The sequence below is a fragment of the Pseudomonas sp. GM102 genome (genome assembly GCF_000282555.1).
In the GTDB taxonomy this organism is placed as follows: Bacteria; Pseudomonadota; Gammaproteobacteria; order Pseudomonadales; family Pseudomonadaceae; genus Aquipseudomonas.
In genome coordinates this window covers 50,251-67,038 of the sequence record NZ_AKJB01000059.1, presented here as the reverse complement: position 1 = coordinate 67,038, position 16,788 = coordinate 50,251, and the positions used below count along the sequence as shown (strand labels likewise).

At 58.6% G+C, this 16,788-nt stretch carries 15 protein-coding genes; 10 read left to right on the top strand and 5 right to left on the bottom strand.

From position 1 onward, the window contains the following. Positions 1–6: 6 nt before the first annotated feature. Both PMI18_RS14940 and PMI18_RS14945 read right to left on the bottom strand, forming a co-directional pair. Positions 7–738 (bottom strand): winged helix-turn-helix domain-containing protein, encoded by a 732-nt coding sequence (locus PMI18_RS14940; RefSeq protein WP_007900808.1) that lies wholly within the window; start codon positions 736–738, stop codon positions 7–9. Between the two features lie 598 nt (positions 739–1,336). Continuing rightward, a complete protein-coding gene (locus tag PMI18_RS14945; RefSeq protein WP_007900806.1) occupies positions 1,337–1,750 on the bottom strand; it encodes a VOC family protein in 414 nt (137 codons plus the stop codon). Positions 1,751–1,993: 243 nt separating this feature from the next. On the opposite strand from PMI18_RS14945, the gene PMI18_RS14950 reads away from it, so the two are divergent. Next, positions 1,994–3,805 carry an ABC transporter ATP-binding protein gene (locus PMI18_RS14950; RefSeq protein ID WP_007900803.1) on the top strand — a complete coding sequence of 604 codons (1,812 nt, stop codon included), beginning with the start codon at positions 1,994–1,996 and terminating at the stop codon, positions 3,803–3,805. Positions 3,806–4,022: 217 nt separating this feature from the next. Here PMI18_RS14950 and PMI18_RS14955 read toward each other — a convergent pair whose 3' ends face one another. Next, on the bottom strand, positions 4,023–4,745 hold the full coding sequence (locus tag PMI18_RS14955) for a pirin family protein (protein ID WP_007900800.1): 723 nt from the start codon (positions 4,743–4,745) through the stop codon (positions 4,023–4,025). Positions 4,746–4,958: 213 nt separating this feature from the next. Here PMI18_RS14955 and PMI18_RS14960 point away from each other — a divergent pair, with 213 nt between their 5' ends. Further along, entirely contained in the window at positions 4,959–5,909 is a 951-nt protein-coding gene (locus PMI18_RS14960) for a GlxA family transcriptional regulator (RefSeq protein WP_007900796.1), read from the top strand. A gap of 187 nt (positions 5,910–6,096) precedes the next feature. Next, on the top strand, positions 6,097–7,575 hold the full coding sequence (locus PMI18_RS14965; protein WP_007900794.1) for an ATP-binding protein: 1,479 nt from the start codon (positions 6,097–6,099) through the stop codon (positions 7,573–7,575). Here the strand turns inward: PMI18_RS14965 and PMI18_RS14970 are convergent. Continuing rightward, on the bottom strand, positions 7,540–10,344 hold the full coding sequence (locus tag PMI18_RS14970) for an ATP-binding protein (RefSeq protein ID WP_007900792.1): 2,805 nt from the start codon (positions 10,342–10,344) through the stop codon (positions 7,540–7,542). The two genes, PMI18_RS14965 and PMI18_RS14970, sit on opposite strands and share 36 nt — an antisense overlap. A gap of 323 nt (positions 10,345–10,667) precedes the next feature. Here PMI18_RS14970 and PMI18_RS14975 point away from each other — a divergent pair, with 323 nt between their 5' ends. Next, positions 10,668–11,243 carry a flavodoxin family protein gene (locus PMI18_RS14975; RefSeq protein ID WP_007900790.1) on the top strand — a complete coding sequence of 192 codons (576 nt, stop codon included), beginning with the start codon at positions 10,668–10,670 and terminating at the stop codon, positions 11,241–11,243. Positions 11,244–11,277: 34 nt separating this feature from the next. Continuing rightward, the gene (locus PMI18_RS14980; protein ID WP_007900788.1) at positions 11,278–12,102 is read left to right on the top strand and encodes an alpha/beta fold hydrolase; all 825 of its coding nucleotides are present in this window, start codon (positions 11,278–11,280) and stop codon (positions 12,100–12,102) included. Between the two features lie 33 nt (positions 12,103–12,135). Here PMI18_RS14980 and PMI18_RS14985 read toward each other — a convergent pair whose 3' ends face one another. Further along, positions 12,136–12,600, bottom strand: a complete 465-nt coding sequence (locus tag PMI18_RS14985; RefSeq protein ID WP_007900787.1) for a helix-turn-helix domain-containing protein — start codon at positions 12,598–12,600, stop codon at positions 12,136–12,138. Positions 12,601–12,825: 225 nt separating this feature from the next. Here PMI18_RS14985 and PMI18_RS14990 point away from each other — a divergent pair, with 225 nt between their 5' ends. The 5 genes from PMI18_RS14990 to PMI18_RS15010 all read left to right on the top strand — a co-directional run bounded on the left by PMI18_RS14990 (position 12,826) and on the right by PMI18_RS15010 (position 16,780). Next, on the top strand, positions 12,826–13,749 hold the full coding sequence (locus PMI18_RS14990; RefSeq protein ID WP_007900786.1) for a LysR family transcriptional regulator: 924 nt from the start codon (positions 12,826–12,828) through the stop codon (positions 13,747–13,749). 499 nt (positions 13,750–14,248) lie between these two features. After that, positions 14,249–14,629 (top strand): DUF6124 family protein, encoded by a 381-nt coding sequence (locus tag PMI18_RS14995; protein ID WP_007900783.1) that lies wholly within the window; start codon positions 14,249–14,251, stop codon positions 14,627–14,629. Positions 14,630–15,164: 535 nt separating this feature from the next. Beyond that, positions 15,165–15,533, top strand: a complete 369-nt coding sequence (locus PMI18_RS15000) for a DUF6124 family protein (RefSeq protein WP_007900782.1) — start codon at positions 15,165–15,167, stop codon at positions 15,531–15,533. Positions 15,534–15,780: 247 nt separating this feature from the next. Then, positions 15,781–16,197: a DoxX family protein gene (locus PMI18_RS15005; RefSeq protein WP_007900779.1), complete on the top strand. Its 417-nt coding sequence runs from the start codon at positions 15,781–15,783 to the stop codon at positions 16,195–16,197. Continuing rightward, positions 16,190–16,780, top strand: a complete 591-nt coding sequence (locus PMI18_RS15010) for an antibiotic biosynthesis monooxygenase (RefSeq protein WP_007900777.1) — start codon at positions 16,190–16,192, stop codon at positions 16,778–16,780. The genes PMI18_RS15005 and PMI18_RS15010 overlap by 8 nt, the downstream gene beginning before the upstream one ends. The last annotated feature ends 8 nt before the right edge of the window (positions 16,781–16,788 follow it).

Here is a 16,788-nt window from a genome sequence, read left to right as displayed (position 1 = left end):
AGTCCTTTAAGAGTGAAAGTTTGTTTGATTGACTGATATGACTCCGCGAAGCAGTCGATAGCCATAACCACGAACACTGTGAATGATGTTAATGCCAAAGTGTTTTTTGATTTTATTTCGAAGCCGACTTATGGACTTCTCCAAGACGCGTGAGTCGTAGAGTTTTATATTCAAGCCCATGGATTCGGCCATGCTGTCATGGTGCAGGATATTGCCTTCTGCGTTAATAAGCGCATCCAGGGCTTTCATTTCCTGATAAGCCAGATCCAGTTTGTATTCATCGTTGTACAAGTGCAGGCATGTTTGGTCCAGGGTCAACTTTACACTGGGCTGCCATTCAGGAGTTTCGAGCAGCTCTGAGAGTAACCTGGCTTTTTCATCCTGATCGTTTGGTACATTGATACAGTGATCGGCCCCCGCCAGGTAACATTCTATTTTTGCGTGCGGAGAGCGATAGTTGATTGCTACGATAATGGCCAGTTCTGCCGGATTCGTACGTAACTTCTTGATCAGCGCCAGGCAGTCATTAAGTATGGAGGGGCTTTCAATATCGATCAGTACGGTATCGAGTGTTTGCGTTGCGATATCCAGGCTTGGCGGATTTGGATAATCTAATGTATAAACATGTGTAAGGTTTGGTACAAATAGTTGTCGAAGTTTCTCTGTTGAGCGCCAAGTGCGCCCAATAGCGAGAATACCCCTCTGGCTATTTTCGGTTTTGCTCTCAGGACTCATCATGTAAATTACTCATATGTGCTGGCGTTGCAATCTTAATACACAAAATACTGACATTATCTGACTTTTTATAACATTTCCCGTCGTGAGCACACGTCACTCCATGCTCGGTAGTTTTAGCTGATTCAATGACATAGGCAAATGCCGAGGCTTAAGCCCATTTGTTTTTGTGATATCGGGCTTAGTTGGTACGCCCCTTTCTGTCGGACTAGGCTCTTTAGGTTGACTTTTCTATGAGCAATACAGATGCGATGGCTAATTGCCCATCTGGCTGCAGAACGAAGCACAACTGAGGAGTCTTGCGTATGAACTGTGCGGATGCCCGCATTCTTGAAAATTGGATTTGATTTATAAGGATATTCCACGGTGTTCTAGGGTGATGTAGGTGCACGTTGGGGAGGCGATCAGTACAGCGACCGCCTCTTTTTAGGGCGAATGAGAGGGAAGACTATATTAATTGAGTATTTTGGCATTATATTCGTAATATTTTTCTCAGGGAGGGTGGAATTTGTGAACGTTATTCTGTTTGGCTATTGAAAAAAATCTCAAAGTTGATATTAAAGCGCCAGTAAATGTTATGTACTAACCGGTGGGCGCCCGGTCACTGATCCTTTTCGCAATTAACCATCCACGCCACGCCAAACCGATCGACCAGCATCCCGAAGCGTGCCGCCCAGAACGTCGCCTCCAGCGGCATTTGAATATTGCCGCCTTCCGCCAATGCAGCAAACACCCGCTCTGCCTCCGCCACACTGTCGACATTCAACGAAACCGAGCAACCGCTCATGGCTGTGGTGGGGCGATCAGGGGTGGTATCCGATCCCATGATTGCCTGGTCTGCGACCAGCAGGCGCGTGTGAATGATCAGGTTATGGCAGTCCGTTGGAACATGGTCGCGAGCCGGAGTTTCGCCGAAGGTCATCATTACTTCTATCTGGCCTGGCAGGCTTTTGGCGTAGAACGTGAAAGCGGTCTTGCAGTCACCGTTGAAGATCAAGTACGGATTGATTTTCATGTTTTGCTCCCGTTATAGAGAGGAGACATCGGCTGGACGTTCAGGTTTGTCCTCGATTCTCGATGGGCATTGACTCCACATAGCAAAGCGCTAAAACGTAGCGAGTGATGGTGTTTTTTTAGATGTTTTTACTATCGGCGTGGCCAGCTTTATCGCGTCCTGTCCCGTAGAGTGGAAGGCTCATTCCACGTACTGTAGAACCTGCCGCGCTCCTCTGACGTCCGCCACCGAGTCCATCGTCCTATGCCTGTCCTGACCCGTTTTGCCTCTTTGCTCGACCAGGCGAGACGAGCTTTATTGCTGGTCTGGGGAACGTCCCGTGGGCTGTTTCTGGGGCTGGTACTGGCGACTCTGATTGCCGGTGTGTTGCCAGCGCTGGCGGCCTGGTTGGGGCAGCGGATTGTCGACGCCGTAGTCACCGCCATGCAGTTGCACACCCAGCAGGGCAGTGCACCGTTATGGCCGGTTGTGCGGTATGTGTTGTTCGAAGCGGGCGTGCTCGCGTTGCTGTCGGGGACGCAGCGCGCACTGTCGGTTCAGCAATCGCTGTTGCGGGTGCAGTTGGGGCAGAAGGTCAACACGATGATTCTGGAAAAAGCCCAGACGTTATCGTTGGTGCAGTTCGAGAATTCCGAGTTCTACGACAAGCTGGTACGGGTGCGACGCGAGGCATCGACCCGGCCGCTGGCGCTGGTGATGAAGTCGCTGGGGCTGATCCAGAACCTGATCGTGTTGATCAGCTTCGGTGTGTTGCTGGTGCATTTTTCGCCGTGGGCGCTGGTGCTGCTGGTGGTTGGGGCGTTGCCGGTGTTCTTTGCCGAAGCGCATTTTTCCGGGGATGCCTTTCGCCTGTTCACGCGCCGGGCGCCGGAGAGTCGGCAGCAGAATTACATCGAAACGCTGCTCTCTCATGAGGGCTACATCAAAGAGGTGAAACTGTTCGGTTTCGCGCCGCTGCTGTTGCAGCGTTATCGAGACACGTTTGCTCGTCTCTATGCCGAAGACCGACGCCTGACGTTGCGTCGCGATGGCTGGGGTTTTGTATTGGGGCTGCTGGGCACCGCTGCGTTTTACCTGGCCTATGCCTGGGTCGTGGTCGATACCGTTCACGGCAGTATCAGCCTTGGGCAAATGACCATGTATCTGGTGCTGTTCAAGCAGGGGCAGGCCGCCGTGAGCAGCAGCTTGAGCGCGATCAGTGGTCTTTACGAGGATGGCCTTTACCTGTCGAGCCTCTACGAGTATTTGGCCGAACCGGTTATTGCCGATAGCGCAAGCCTTACCGTGGGCGCGGTGCCCGGCGATGGCTTGCGTTTCGAGAACGTCGGCTTCCGTTATCCGGGAGCGAGCCGCGCCGCTTTGCAGGGTATCGATCTGCACCTGATGCCTGGCCACAGCGTCGCCCTGGTGGGGGAAAACGGCTCGGGCAAAACCACGCTGATCAAGTTGCTGACTCGGCTGTATCGCCCCGATCAGGGCCGTATTTTGCTGGATGGCAGCGATTTGCAGTCCTGGGACGAAGAAGCGCTGAGACGGCGCATCGGCGTGATCTTCCAGGACTACATTCGCTACCAGTTCTCCGTGGGCGAGAATATCGGCGTGGGCGATACATTGGCGTTCAACGATGAAACGCGCTGGCAGCAAGCAGCCGCCGAGGGCATGGCCGCGCCCTTCATCGAGCGCCTGGATCGCGGTTACGCGACGCAGTTGGGCCGGTGGTTTGCCGGTGGGCAGGAATTGTCCGGTGGGCAATGGCAAAAAATCGCTTTGTCTCGGGCTTACATGCGCCGCGACGCCGATATTCTGATTCTGGATGAGCCGACCTCGGCTCTGGACCCTGCGGCGGAAGCGGAGGTGTTCGAGCATTTCAGTCAACACACCGAAGGCCGCATGACGTTGCTGATTTCTCATCGGTTCTCCAGCGTGCGCAATGCCGATCACATCATCGTGCTCGACCAGGGGGCGATCCTTGAGCGAGGCGATCACGACAGCCTGGTCGCGGCAGGCGGGCGCTATGCGCAGTTGTTCAACGTGCAGGCTCGTGGTTACCGATAGCGTCTCAATCCCCTGTGGGAGCGGGATTTGTGCCATCCCGCGGGTCGTTTTTTTGTACCCGGTGATACGGACTAATGTGGCGAGGGGGCTTGCCCCCGTTGGGCTGCGAAGCAGTCCTGAACCCTGCCACCACGGTGAATCAGGCACACCGCATTCACTGGCTTGGCGACTGCGCAGCCGAACGGGGGCAAGCCCCCTCGCCACAAGGTGTGGGGCTTCACGGCATTTGCGGCAACTCTTGCGGCCGCAAATCAAACACCAGCACCTCGGCATCCACGCCGTTGCTCAAGCTCATCACCTGTTCTTCCCGAACCCGCACACCATCGCCTTCCTGCAACTGCACGCCGTTCAACTCGACACTGCCGCGCGCCACATGCACATAGGCGTAACGATTGGCGGCCAGTTCCAGGGTGGCGCTTTCCTTGCCGTCGATCAGGCCGGCATATACCCGCGCATCCTGCCTTACTTTCAGCGAACCGTTGGCCCCGTCCGGGGAGATGATCAGCTGCAAGCGCCCGCGTTTTTTCTGCGTGCTGAAGTGTTCTTGCTGATAACGTGGTTTGGCGCCGCTGACCTCGGGCACGATCCAGATTTGCAGAAAGTGCACCGGTTTGTTCGTCGAGTGGTTGAACTCGCTATGAGCCACGCCACTGCCAGCGCTCATCAATTGCACGTCACCGGGGCGGATCACCGAACCGGTGCCCAACGTATCCTTGTGTTCCAAGGCACCTTCAAGCACATAGGAAAAAATCTCCATGTCGCGGTGAGGGTGCTGGCCAAAGCCTTTGCCGGCTGCCACGCGGTCGTCGTTGATCACCAACAGGTCGGAAAAACCCTGCTCCCGTGGGTTTCGATAGTTGGCGAAAGAAAAGGTATGGAACGACTTCAACCAACCGTGATTGGCCGCGCCGCGATCCGAAGCTTTACGAAGGGTCAGCATGATGAAATCTCCTGTCAGGACGTGAATTCGTCCGAGTGAGGAGAAGGTTAATGTTTACCGTTTTGTGCAATAAGTAGATGAAAGTTGAAATACTGTCTCTTTAGAGTTGACAATTTTTGGTGCCGGTTCACGTATTCTAGTGGTTACATTTGGCCCTGATGCTCAGCGCTGCTGACGCTAACCTTCTTCTTTGATATCAGTGATGTTCAATCCATGAAAACCGTGGCAATGGTGCTGTTCCCCGACTTTCTTCTGCTCGACATGGCCGGTCCGATGGAGGTGTTTTCCATCGCCAATCGTTATCTGGATTCGGCGGACCGTTACGAGCTGTCGACCATCGGCACCGAGCCGGGCGCGTTGCGAGCCTCAAACGGCGTTAACGTTCAGGCCGATTTGCACATCGATCAGGCGAACGAGCGCTATGACTTGTTGCTGGTGCCGGGCGGGCCGGGAGCCTACAACGAAAAACATCCACCGTTGTTAGGCTGGCTTCAGGGCGCGGTCAGCCGGGCGAACCGTTATGGGTCGATCTGCACCGGCGCATTCGTGCTCGGGCATGCCGGGCTGCTGGACGGTTATCGCGTGACCACTCACTGGCATTACACCGAACGTCTGATCAAAGGCTTCCCCAAGGCCACCGTCGAGACCGATCAGATTTACGTACAGGACCGCAATCTCATCACCTCTGGCGGTGTCACCGCTGGCATCGACCTGGCGCTCGCGGTGGTTGCCGAGGACCATGGCAAGAAGGTCGCCCAGGACGTTGCCAAGGTGTTGTTGGTGGTAATGAAACGCCAGGGCGGGCAGGCGCAGTTCAGCCCGTTGATGGCGGCAGTGGCACCCCATGAAACGCCGATCACCCGGGTGCAGAACCATGTGCTCGAACACCTCGATGAAGCGTTCAGCATCGAACGCATGGCCAGCCTGGTGAACATGAGTACGCGGCACTTCGCCAGGGTTTTCGCCCGGGAAGTGAACATGACGCCCATGGAGTTTCTGCAAAATGCGCGCATCGATTGCGCCAGGAACCTGCTGGAAACCAGTGGCGTGCCACTCAAGACCGTGGCCTTCAAAAGTGGTTTCGGCAGCGTGCGGCACATGCGTTTTCTGTTCAGTGAAAAGCTCGGCCTGACACCCACCCAGTACCGCGAACAGTTCAGTTAGGGGGGGCGTTGTCCGTCACGCGCACCGTGATGGCCGTGATGCTCCTCCCGTGGCCGTTGTGCCGTCACCCATGCCTGCCAAGATACCCATGAACTCTTTGCCATGGAGGTGCGGGAGCCTGGATGGACCGGTGCGATGGATTTTGCAGTGCCTTGAGCCGGGCCAGGTTTTCAGCGCGTGAACGTGCATGAACAGCCTCAGAAATATAAACAGCGATGCGGTGCTGCGGTTCGGGCCCTACGCGTTCCACCTGCATCAGCGACTGATCCTGGACGGTGATCGCCCGCTACGCATGGGCGGGCGGGCCCTGGATATTTTGCAGGTGCTGGTCGAACGCGCCGGCTCAGTGGTGAGCAAGGATGCCCTGATTGCCCACGTCTGGCCGACCTCGGTGGTTGAGGAAATCAACCTGCGCGTGCACATCGCCGCCCTGCGTCGGGCGCTCGGCGACGGCCAGAACGAGCAGCGCTACATCGTCAATATTCCCCAGCGCGGCTACAGCTTCATCGCCCCGGTGCAGTGCGACCGGGCAGGCACGCCGGCGCCCGTCGAGACGGAGCACAAGCCTCAACACAATCTGCCTGCCCGGCTCACGCCGGTGACCGGTCGCGACTCGATCATCGGGAGTGTGGTCCGGCAGTTGCCGGTTCGACGCCTCATGACCCTGACGGGTCCCGCCGGCATTGGCAAAACTACCGTGGCGTTACGCGTGGCTGAGCTGCTGTTGCAGCACTATCGCGACGGCGTCTGGAGGGTTGATCTGGCGGCCATCGATGACCCGGCGCAACTCGTCGAGCATCTGTCGCGCACGCTGGAACTGGACGTTGGCGGGGCGGCGCTGGAGCAGCGGCATGCCTTGGTGGTGCTCGACAATTGTGATCACCTGCTCGAATGCTGTCGGGCAGTGGTGGACGATTTGCTGGCCTCGGCGCCACGGTTGTCGATCCTGGCCACCAGCCGCGAACCCTTGCGAGCGGCGGGAGAAACGCTGTTGCATATACCCGCCCTGGCGGTGCCGCCGGCCTCAGTGACATACAACGTGGCCGAGGCCATGGGTTATTCGGCGGTGCAGCTGTTGGTCAGCCGCGCCCGAGCCCGTCAGCAAGGGTTTGCCCTGCGCCAACAGGACCTCAAGGCCGTGCGCGAAATCTGTCGGCGCCTGGATGGCCTGCCCCTGGCCATTGAACTGGCGGCGACGCAGATCGATGCGTTGGCGCTGGTGGGGTTGCAAGCGCAACTCGGCAACTGCTTGCAGTTGTTGACTCAAGGCCGGCGCACCGCTCTGCCACGGCATCAGAGTCTGAAAGCCGCACTGAACTGGAGCTATGAACAGCTGAGCCCGTTGGAGCAAACCGTGTTGCAGCGGCTGGCGGTGTTCAAGATGGCGTTCACGCTGGATTCGGCGATTGGCGTGATCAGTTGCGCGGTGCTGTTGCCTGCCAGTGTGGTTAAAGGGGTGGAAAGCCTGGCGCGCAAATCACTGCTGTCGGTGGAGCAGGGCAGCGGTGTGACCCGTTACCGTTTCCTCAACACCACCCGTATCTACGCCTTGGAGAAGCTCGAACACAGCGGTCATTTGCGTGCCTTTGAACGGCGTCATGCCCGCTACATTAGCCAGGCACGCGGGACATCAGCCGGGCAGGTGTCGCTGCAGCTCGTCGAGTAGGCGACGGACTTTCGTCAAGTCCGGTGTAGCAAAGCCTTCGGTGAAGCGCTGGTAAATCGGCGCCAGCAACTCATGGGCCTGTCGGCAACGTCCCTGACGCTGCCATAGTTGGGCCAGTGACGTGGCGCTACGCAGTTCCCAGGCCAGCGCTCCCTGGGTTTTTGCCACGGCTAACGCCTTGAGCAGCACGGCCTCGGCCGCACTGACCCGGGTCGGACAATCCTCTGCCAGCAACGCATCGGCCCTGGCTCGCAGAATTTCCGCGGTGCTCCAACCCGCCGCGCCGCTTTCGGCTCGTTCCAGCAATGCGTCATCGATGAAACGGCTGTCCAGCGTGACCATGATTTCCTTGATCAACCCGGTGTTAGCTCGCGATGACGAGGGCGCATCGGCCCCCTCGATCACCTGCGCGTAATGTTTGGCCCACGTGTAGAACAGCAGCACCGAGTGTTTCTTCGCCTGTTCAAGCAGCAGGTTCAGGAGCTCGCGGGCGACCGGGGTGTCGCCGTTGTAGTGAGCGATAAGGCAACCGGCCAGCGCCAGGGTGTAGCAGATGGACGTGCCATGATTGATCTGCATCGCGATGTCGAGTGCTTGTCGTGCGGTACGCCAGGCTTTTTCCGGGTGCCCTTGTAACCAGAGAATGCGCGCCAGAATCGTCAGGGCTGCGACGCTTTGATCGTACTGCACACCAAAACAGTAGGTGAAGCGGTTGAGTTGACCGCTCTGGGCGAGGCATTGAATAACCTGTTCGACATTCTCCCGCGCCAGAGCCTGATCTCCGGCAAAGTGCAGGGCCAGAACCCGCAAGCGTTGGGTGCTCAGGGACAACGCCGCGTCACCGTGCAGCCCCAACCGCTCAAATTGTCGGCTCTGCTCCAGGGCCTGTTGGTAGTGGCCGCAACTAAGATCAACCGCCAAGTGCCCGGAAATCGCTTTGAGCTGACCGGCCACATCGTTGCAGTGTTCGGCCAGGTGTTTGGCGCTGACGAACGCTTCGACGGCTTCGTCGCTGCTGCCCAGGGTGTGGTAGCAGGAACTGCCGAGGGCAAGCTTGAGGGTCATGGTCACACGCGGGCAGGGCTGATGCGTCGCTTCGAGCAACGCCAAAGCTTTGCGCACATACACGCCGTGCTCCTTGAGCAGCGACAGTTCCTGCCACAGCGGCGTCGAGGTTGCAGCGAGGCGGATCGCCAAGGCCTGCGGCCCTTGAGCATTCAAGCCCCAATCAAGTGCAGCACGGATGTCTTCCAGGTTGCGGGCGTAACGCTCGGTCCAGCGCTCGCTCGAGATCTGCTCCCAGTCGTTCCGGGCTTGCTGCATCAAGGTCAGGCAGCGTTCGGCGTGGCGCTCGCGGGTGTCCGGCAATTCCTGGGCCTGGGCGAGTTTTTCCAGTGCATAGCTGCGCGTGGTGTCGAGCAAACGGTAGAACACTTCTTCGTCGCCGACTTCCACGTTCAGCAACGACTTGGCGACCAATTGGGTGATCGAGCCGAATACCACATCGGGCTCGAGGTGTTCACCGACGATCACCGCGGCCGCCGACTCCAGGGTGAAACCACCCCGGAACACGCCCAATCGGCGCAGGCAGGTTTGCTCGCAGGCATTGAGCAGTTCGAAGCTCCAGTCCAGTGTGGCGCGCAGGGTCTGATGGCGGCCCAAGGTTGTCTGGCAGCCCTGGGTGAGCAGACGAAAACTGCCTTGCAGTTGCGACAGCAACCCACTCAATCCCAGGCTGCCCACTTGCGCCGCCGCCAGTTCGATAGCCAGCGGTATCCCGTCCAGGCGCCGGCAGACTTCAATGGCCAGCGGCAGTTCGGCTTCGCTCAGTTCGAAACTGTCGTGGCTGGCCATCGCCCGTTCGACAAACAATTGCAGCGCCGAAAACGTCAGGGCCTGAGCGCGGTCGAGCACGGCGATGGGCGGTGGGCAGTCCAGCGATTCCAGGCGCTGCACGAACTCGCCTTCGGCCCGCAGGCTCTCGCGGCTGGTGGCCAGAATGTGCATTTGGGGCGCCGCGCGCAGGATGCTTTCACTGAGCAACGCAATGGCATCGATCAAGTGTTCGCAATTGTCGATGACCAGCAGCATCTGCCGTTCGCGCAGGAACGTGGCGAGACCGCTCATGGGTTCGGCGTCGTGCAAGGATAAATCCAGCAGCGTTGCCAAGTGCGTGGTGATCATCAAAGGGTCGTTGATCGGTGCCAGGTCCAGCAGGCGAATGCCGTCTCGGTAGCGGCCGATCAATTGCTCGGCGACGCGCAGCGCCACCGTGGTCTTGCCGATTCCGCCGGGGCCCACGAGGGTGATGAAACGCTGCCGCGTCAATTGCGTTATCACGCTGTCGACCAGAGCCTGACGACCGATCATGCGGGTCCGACGGATTGGCAGGTTATGCCGGCTCGATCCATTTTCGGCGCTTTTCGGGCTTTGCTCGATGTGCTCCACAGAGAACGGCGCGACAAAACTGTAGCCGCGCTGAGCAACGGTGATGATGTAGCGCTGGCCGGCCTGACCATCACCGAGGGCCTTGCGCAGCGCCGCCATGTGCACCCGCAGGTTGATGTCTTCCACCACGCTTTTGGGCCAGACCCGGGCGATAAGTTGCTGCTTGCTCACCACCTGCCCGGCGTGTTCCAGCAGCATCAACAGAATGTCCATGGCTCGCCGACCCAGGCGCAAGGGCTGGTCGGCCTCCATCACCAGGCGTTGTCCGGGGTAAATCCGGTAAGGGCCGAAATGGATGGCCTGTTCGGGAGAAAGGGTCAACGGGTCACTCCTGCTTGCATCCGTCTATCGCACGGTATCGGGGCATATTCCTCAGGTTTTTTCGGCAGTGCAATGCTCTGTCGTGCACCTCGTCGGTGTGTGCATCGGCTGCTGGATTCCCGTCAGCGCTTGTCGATCCCGTATTTATTGGGTGCGGTGTTGGCCGGGTGCGTGGGCGCCCCGTTGAAAATTAACAACGTTTAACTCGTCGTGTGTCCGGTCTACGCTCAAAAATCCATCCCTTCAAGTTCAACCGAAGGCACCGGCCTTCTTGCACCAAAAAGCGTGCCGCAAAAAGGATGAACCCTTCTGGAGGAACCGGAATGAGCAACGTGGTGGTGGTCTATCACAGTGGCTACGGGCACACCCGGGTCATGGCTGAGGCCGTGGGCCAGGGTGTGGAACGGCACTTGGGTAGCATCTGTAGGCTGATTCCGGTCGAAGAAGTGGACGATCACTGGGAACGCTTACACCGTGCCGATGCAATCATTTTTGGCGCCCCGACCTACATGGGCAGTGCTTCGGCAGCCTTCAAGGGCTTCATGGACGCTACCGCCTCGTTCTACCTGGCCCAGCCCTGGCGCGACAAACTTGCCGCCGGCTTCACCAACTCAGGCTGCCTGTGCGGCGACAAGCTCAACACCTTGCAGCAGATGGCAGTGTTCGCCGCCCAGCACTCGATGATCTGGGTCGGCCTCGACCTGCTGCCGGCGCGCAGCAGCATTGGCCTGTTCGATGGGCAGTTGAATCGGCTCGGCAGTTCGCTGGGGGCCATGGCCCAATCGAACGTCGAACAGTCCCCCGACCTTGCACCGCCGCCCGAAGACCGCCGCACTGCCGCGCATTTGGGCGAGCGGGTGGCACGCCTGGCTGAACGAATGGTCCGCACCTCTTATTAACCGCCACAAAAACCATGCATGAGGAGACATCGCCATGAGCACCTTTACCACCCGAGACGGCACCGAGATTTACTACAAGGACTGGGGCACAGGTCAGCCAATCGTCTTCAGCCACGGTTGGCCATTGAACGCTGACAGCTGGGAGTCGCAGATGATCTTCCTGGCTTCGAAAGGTTACCGGGTCATTGCCCATGATCGCCGTGGTCACGGTCGTTCGAGCCAGCCATGGTTTGGCAATGAGATGGACACTTACGCCGATGACCTGGCGCAGCTGATCGAGCATCTGGACCTGCAGAACGCCGTGCTGTTCGGCTTCTCCACCGGCGGTGGCGAAGTGGCGCGCTACATTGGTCGCCACGGCACTGGACGCGTGGCCAAGGCCGGGCTGATTTCCTCGGTGCCGCCGTTGATGCTCAAGACCGAAGCCAACCCTGGCGGCTTGCCGCTGGAAGTGTTTGACGGTATTCGTCAGGCGTCCCTGGCCGACCGTTCGCAGCTGTACAAGGATCTGGCCAGCGGTCCGTTCTTTGGTTTCAATCGCCCGGGTGCCAAGCCGTCCCAAGGCATGATCGACTGGTTCTGGCTGCAGGGCATGATGTCCGGCCACAAGAACGCGTATGACTGCATCAAGGCGTTCTCCGAAACCGACTTTACCGAAGACCTGAAGAAGTTCGACGTGCCGACCCTGGTGGTGCATGGCGACGACGACCAGGTCGTGCCGATCGAAGCCGCCGGTATCGCTGCGGCAAAACTGGTCAAGGGCTCCATCTTGAAGGTCTACCCGGGAGCACCCCACGGCCTGACCGACACCCACAAGGATCAACTCAACGAAGATCTGCTGGCGTTCATCAAGGGCTGATCAAGATCAAAAGATCGCAGCCTCCGGCAGCTCCTACGCGGTTATGTGAACGCCCGTAGGAGCTGCCGAAGGCTGCGATCTTTTGATTGTGAGAGGGGGAAGAGAACGCACCGTTCGGCAACGCCAGGCGAACGGTGTGATGCCTTCGCTGCGGGTGAAGATATGGGAGAAATGTGCCTGATCGCAGAAGCCACATTCCAGGCTGATTTGCGTCAGGGTCATGTCGGTGTTCTGGATCAAATGCTTGGCCCGGGCGATGCGTTGCTGTCGGATCCAGTCCTGCGGTGAAACACCGATGCTGCACTTGAATGCACGGGAAAAATGACTGCGCGACAGGGCACAGGCCCGTGCCAGTTCGGTCACTTCCAGGGGGGCGTCGAGGTGGTCGAGGATCAGTTGCTTGACCAGAGTTTCACGCCAGGGGCTAAGGCCGCCCGTGGTTTTTTTTTGCGTTTCAATGGCACACGCCTTGATCGCGTTTTGCTGAATGAGAGCCATGGCCAATGTCCGTGTCGATGGGCGCGCGCGGGTGCACTGCACGGTGGGTCAGCACGTTCCCTTGTCTGAAAAACAAGTCTGCGTAGAAGGCTTCATTCTTGGTCGCGAGGGCTTTGGCTTGCGAGTTAAACGTTGTTAATTCCTCGATCCGGGCGGGCCGTCTCGAGTAAAGTCAGATGCTCGTCAACCTTCGTGCCTGGCCGAAAACACCATGGGATTGTGCATATGAACCGTAACGATCTGCGCCGCGTCGACATGAACCTGCTGGTGATTTTCGAAGCTCTGATGTTCGAAAAAAACCTGACTCGCGTCGCCGAGAAGCTGTTCATGGGCCAACCGGCGGTGAGTGCTGCGCTGGGACGGCTGCGTGATTTGTTCGACGATCCGTTGTTGCTGCGCAATGGTCGCGGCATGGAACCGACGGCGCGGGCGCTGGCGATTCTCAAGGAGTTGCAACCGGCGATGGACACCATTTCCGGAGCGGTCAGCCGCGCCAAGGAATTCGACCCAACGACCAGCTGCGATGTGTTTCGCATCGGGCTGTCAGACGATGCCGAGTTCGGTCTGTTCCCTCCGTTGTTACGGCAACTGCAAGAAGAAGCGCCGGGAATCGTGGTGGTCGTGCGCCGCGCCAATTATCTGCTGATGCCGGCGTTACTGGCCTCCGGCGAAATCTCGGTAGGCGTCAGCTACACCACCGATCTGCCGGCCAACGCCAAACGCAAGAAGTTGCGCGACATTCCCTGCAAAGTACTGCGCGGCGACGATCGTCCAGGGCCGCTGACCCTCGACGAATATTGCGCACGGCCGCACGCGATGGTGTCGTTCTCCGGTGACCTGAGCGGCAACATCGATATGGATCTGGCCAAGGTCGGCCGCTCTCGCCGCGTTGTATTGGGCGTGCCGCAATTCAGTGGCTTGCGGGCGTTGTTGGCCGGTACCGAGATGATTGCCACGGTGCCGGATTACGCTGCGTGTGCGCTGGTCGAGGGATGTACCTTGCGCGCCGAAGATCCGCCGTTTCCTATCGACGCCGCGCAGTTGTCGATGGCGTGGAGCGGGGTGCATGACAACGATCCTGCGGAGCGCTGGTTGCGTTCGCGGATCAGTCAGTTCATGTCGGTGGCGCTGGATATTCCGGTGGTTTAAGGCTGCAAATACAGGTTTCGAAACTCCTCAAACACTGTGGGAGCGGGCTTGCCCGCGATGACGTCGGCACATCCTGCATTGATGTCGACTGGCAGACCGCTATCGCGGGCAAGCCCGCTCCCACAAGAATCTGTGTCTGTCTGACAGATTTGTTGAATAGTGTTGAAGATGATTTCCGGGAAGCTACAGATCCTTGCGCCGTTGCCTACGACTGCGCCAGAATCCGCCGGCTTGTGTGCCTAATGGCCGGGCTCTATTGTTTCCCGGTCGCTGACGAATCAGCGATCGGGTTTAGCGACCCGAACCTTTGTAGGCGCAACAGCGCTCCAAACTCTCTTGCAGATTGTTCATGTCTGCGATTGATGTCATGGCGGCTGTGCGCGGGAGATCTTCGGGTCTGCCGGGCGCCTACACCCGGTTCGCTAACCTGCGTGCAGCCGCCACCCTTACCTGTTTAGCGACAGGTCTTGGTGGCTCCATTTCTTGTAGGAGATTCACCATGTTCAAAGCCACACCTAACCCGCCAGAAACCGACGACGTTTCCCCCTACGATCCCCTCGATCCCAAAAAACTCAACGAAGCCGCCGAGCGTGCTCTCGATCACTACTTCAAACCGTCCGACCCCGACGGCGCCAATCAGCCCCCGCGCAAACCGAGCACGATTTACACCGTCGCCCCGGGCATCGACATCGAAGAGCTACTGGCCAATGCCTGCGAATCCTTTGCCTCGGCCAAGGTGATCGCCAGTGACTGTGCCGGGTTTCTGGAGGGGCCGCAGCGCAATACGATACTGGGCGTCGCGCAGCTCATCATGCTGGGTGAACTGGCTGTGAGCCGGGCGCTGGATAGTCTGGAATTGAAGGCAGCCCCGGCCGTCTGACCGGATTCAATACGAAACGGCCTTCGGGCCGTTTTTTGTGCTTGAGCAGTAAGTGAACACGCACAAAACCCTGTGGGAGCGGGCTTGCTCGCGAAGGCGGTGGTCCAGTCGACAACACCGTTGAATGACACACCGCCTTCGCGAGTAAGCCCGCTCCCACAGGGGAATGTGTGTTGATTCGAGGGCTGTGTTTAATGGTGTTTAGCGTTACTTCCTGAAAGCTACAGATCCTTGCGCCGTTGCCTACGACTGCGCCAGAATCCGCCGGCTTGTGCGCTTTGGGCCTGGTCTTTATCGTTTCCGCATCGCTGCCAATCAGCGATCGGGTTTAGCGACTCGGACTATTCAAAGTGCATCAGTGCTCCAGACTTCATTGCAGACTTTTGACGTCTGCAATTGCGTTATGGTGGCTGTATGCGGGAGACCCTCGGGTCTACCGGGTGCCTTTGACCGGTTCGCTAACCTGCATACAGCCGCCACCCTTATTTGTTTAGCGACAGGTTCTGGTGGTGCTATTTCCCAAAGGAGATTCACCATGTTCAAAGCCACACCTAACCCGCCAGAAACCGACGACGTTTCCCCCTACGATCCCCTCGATCCCAAAAAACTCAACGAAGCCGCCGAGCGTGCTCTCGATCACTACTTCAAACCGTCCGACCCCAAGACCCCGCGCAAACCGAGCACGATTTATACCGTCGCCCCCAATATCGACATCGAAGAGCTACTGGCCAATGCCAGCGAATCCTTTGCCTCGGCCAAGGTGATTGCCAGTGACTGTGCCGGGTTTCTGGAGGGGCCGCAGCGCAATACGATACTGGGTGTCGCGCAGCTCATCATGCTGGGTGAACTGGCTGTGAGTCGGGCGCTGGATAGTCTGGAGCTGAAGGCCAACCCGGCCCTATAACCTGAGGTCAAACGCTGATCCCTGTGGCGAGGGAGCTTGCTCCCGCTCGGCTGCGCAGCAGTCGTAAACCCTGTACACGCGGTCTACCTGATGTAATTGGGTCGAATGGTTTTGGGGCCGCTTCGCAGCCCAGCGGGAGCAAGCTCCCTCGCCACAGATGCCCGCGGTACAAAGAGAGCACGTACATTCAATTTTTCCCTACCCCTTGGCGGCACTATTCAATCCAATGATTGAACAGGGGTGAGTCATGAACGCTTCGCAATGGGATGAACAGGCGCGGGAAATCGGGCTGCTGTTTCTGCGGGTCAGTGGCGCGCTGTTTCTGCTGGGCGTGCATGGCTTGCCGAAGTTGCTCGATTACAGCGCCGAATTGCAACGCATCGAAGACCCGTTCCACCTCGACGCTCACCTCACGCTAATCCTGGCAATCTTCGCCGAAGTGCTGTGCCCATTGCTGATCGTCGCCGGCGTATTTGTGCGTCTGGCGTGCCTGCCCATTTTGTTTGTGCTGCTGGTGGCGCTGTTGATCGTGCATCCGCAATGGAGTGTGGCCGAAGGGCAGTTCGGTTGGCTGCTGTTGATTCTGTTCACCAGCATTTTCATCGCCGGGCCGGGACGGCTGGCGCTCAATGCTCGTCTCGCCGGAGCCCTCCGTTATGCCTGATTCCAATCGTATCGATGAGATCGTGACACTGATCGTCAAGCACCGGGTCAAGGCCGGTTTTGAAGCGGACTATGAAGCCTGGCTGCGCAACATCGTCAGCGTGGCCGGGCAACGCGAAGGACACTTGGGTGTGGATGTGATTCGCGGCAAGAGCGGTGGCCTCGACCTGTTCACCTGCGTGCTGCGTTTTTGCTCCACTGAGGCGATGCAGCGCTGGCTCGACTCGCCGCAACGCCAGGCGCTGGTCGATGAAGCCGCGCCGATGCTGGCCGACGGCGATCAGACCGAGGTCAATCCGGTCAATGAATTCTGGTTCTCGCCGCTGGTTGAGGCCGGCTCGCCACCGCCGCGCTGGAAGCAGGCCGTGGTGACGCTGTTGGTGATTTTGCCGCACACCTTGCTGGTGCCGCTGCTTTGGGGGCCGCTGTTGCAGCTCAATGCCTTTCTGTCCAACTACGTGGTCGCCACTTTCCTGATCACCCTGACCATCGTCCTGTCGGTGGTGTACGTCTTTATGCCACTGGCCACGCGTTTGTTCGCGCCCTGGCTGGAAGCCGGCCAGTCCCATTCCACACAGCCTTAAGGAAACGC

What these genes read in the sequence shown, in the direction of transcription:
- PMI18_RS14955 (WP_007900800.1), bottom strand. Translation starts at nt 4,745, where the DNA reads ATGCTGACCCTTCGTAAAGCTTCGGATCGCGGCGCGGCCAATCACGGT.
- PMI18_RS15005 (WP_007900779.1), top strand. Translation starts at nt 15,781, where the DNA reads ATGAACGCTTCGCAATGGGATGAACAGGCGCGGGAAATCGGGCTGCTG.
- PMI18_RS14965 (WP_007900794.1), top strand. Translation starts at nt 6,097, where the DNA reads ATGAACAGCCTCAGAAATATAAACAGCGATGCGGTGCTGCGGTTCGGG.
- PMI18_RS14945 (WP_007900806.1), bottom strand. Translation starts at nt 1,750, where the DNA reads ATGAAAATCAATCCGTACTTGATCTTCAACGGTGACTGCAAGACCGCT.
- PMI18_RS14940 (WP_007900808.1), bottom strand. Translation starts at nt 738, where the DNA reads ATGATGAGTCCTGAGAGCAAAACCGAAAATAGCCAGAGGGGTATTCTC.
- PMI18_RS14990 (WP_007900786.1), top strand. Translation starts at nt 12,826, where the DNA reads ATGAACCGTAACGATCTGCGCCGCGTCGACATGAACCTGCTGGTGATT.
- PMI18_RS14950 (WP_007900803.1), top strand. Translation starts at nt 1,994, where the DNA reads ATGCCTGTCCTGACCCGTTTTGCCTCTTTGCTCGACCAGGCGAGACGA.
- PMI18_RS14980 (WP_007900788.1), top strand. Translation starts at nt 11,278, where the DNA reads ATGAGCACCTTTACCACCCGAGACGGCACCGAGATTTACTACAAGGAC.
- PMI18_RS14960 (WP_007900796.1), top strand. Translation starts at nt 4,959, where the DNA reads ATGAAAACCGTGGCAATGGTGCTGTTCCCCGACTTTCTTCTGCTCGAC.
- PMI18_RS14985 (WP_007900787.1), bottom strand. Translation starts at nt 12,600, where the DNA reads ATGGCTCTCATTCAGCAAAACGCGATCAAGGCGTGTGCCATTGAAACG.
- PMI18_RS14975 (WP_007900790.1), top strand. Translation starts at nt 10,668, where the DNA reads ATGAGCAACGTGGTGGTGGTCTATCACAGTGGCTACGGGCACACCCGG.
- PMI18_RS15010 (WP_007900777.1), top strand. Translation starts at nt 16,190, where the DNA reads ATGCCTGATTCCAATCGTATCGATGAGATCGTGACACTGATCGTCAAG.
- PMI18_RS15000 (WP_007900782.1), top strand. Translation starts at nt 15,165, where the DNA reads ATGTTCAAAGCCACACCTAACCCGCCAGAAACCGACGACGTTTCCCCC.
- PMI18_RS14995 (WP_007900783.1), top strand. Translation starts at nt 14,249, where the DNA reads ATGTTCAAAGCCACACCTAACCCGCCAGAAACCGACGACGTTTCCCCC.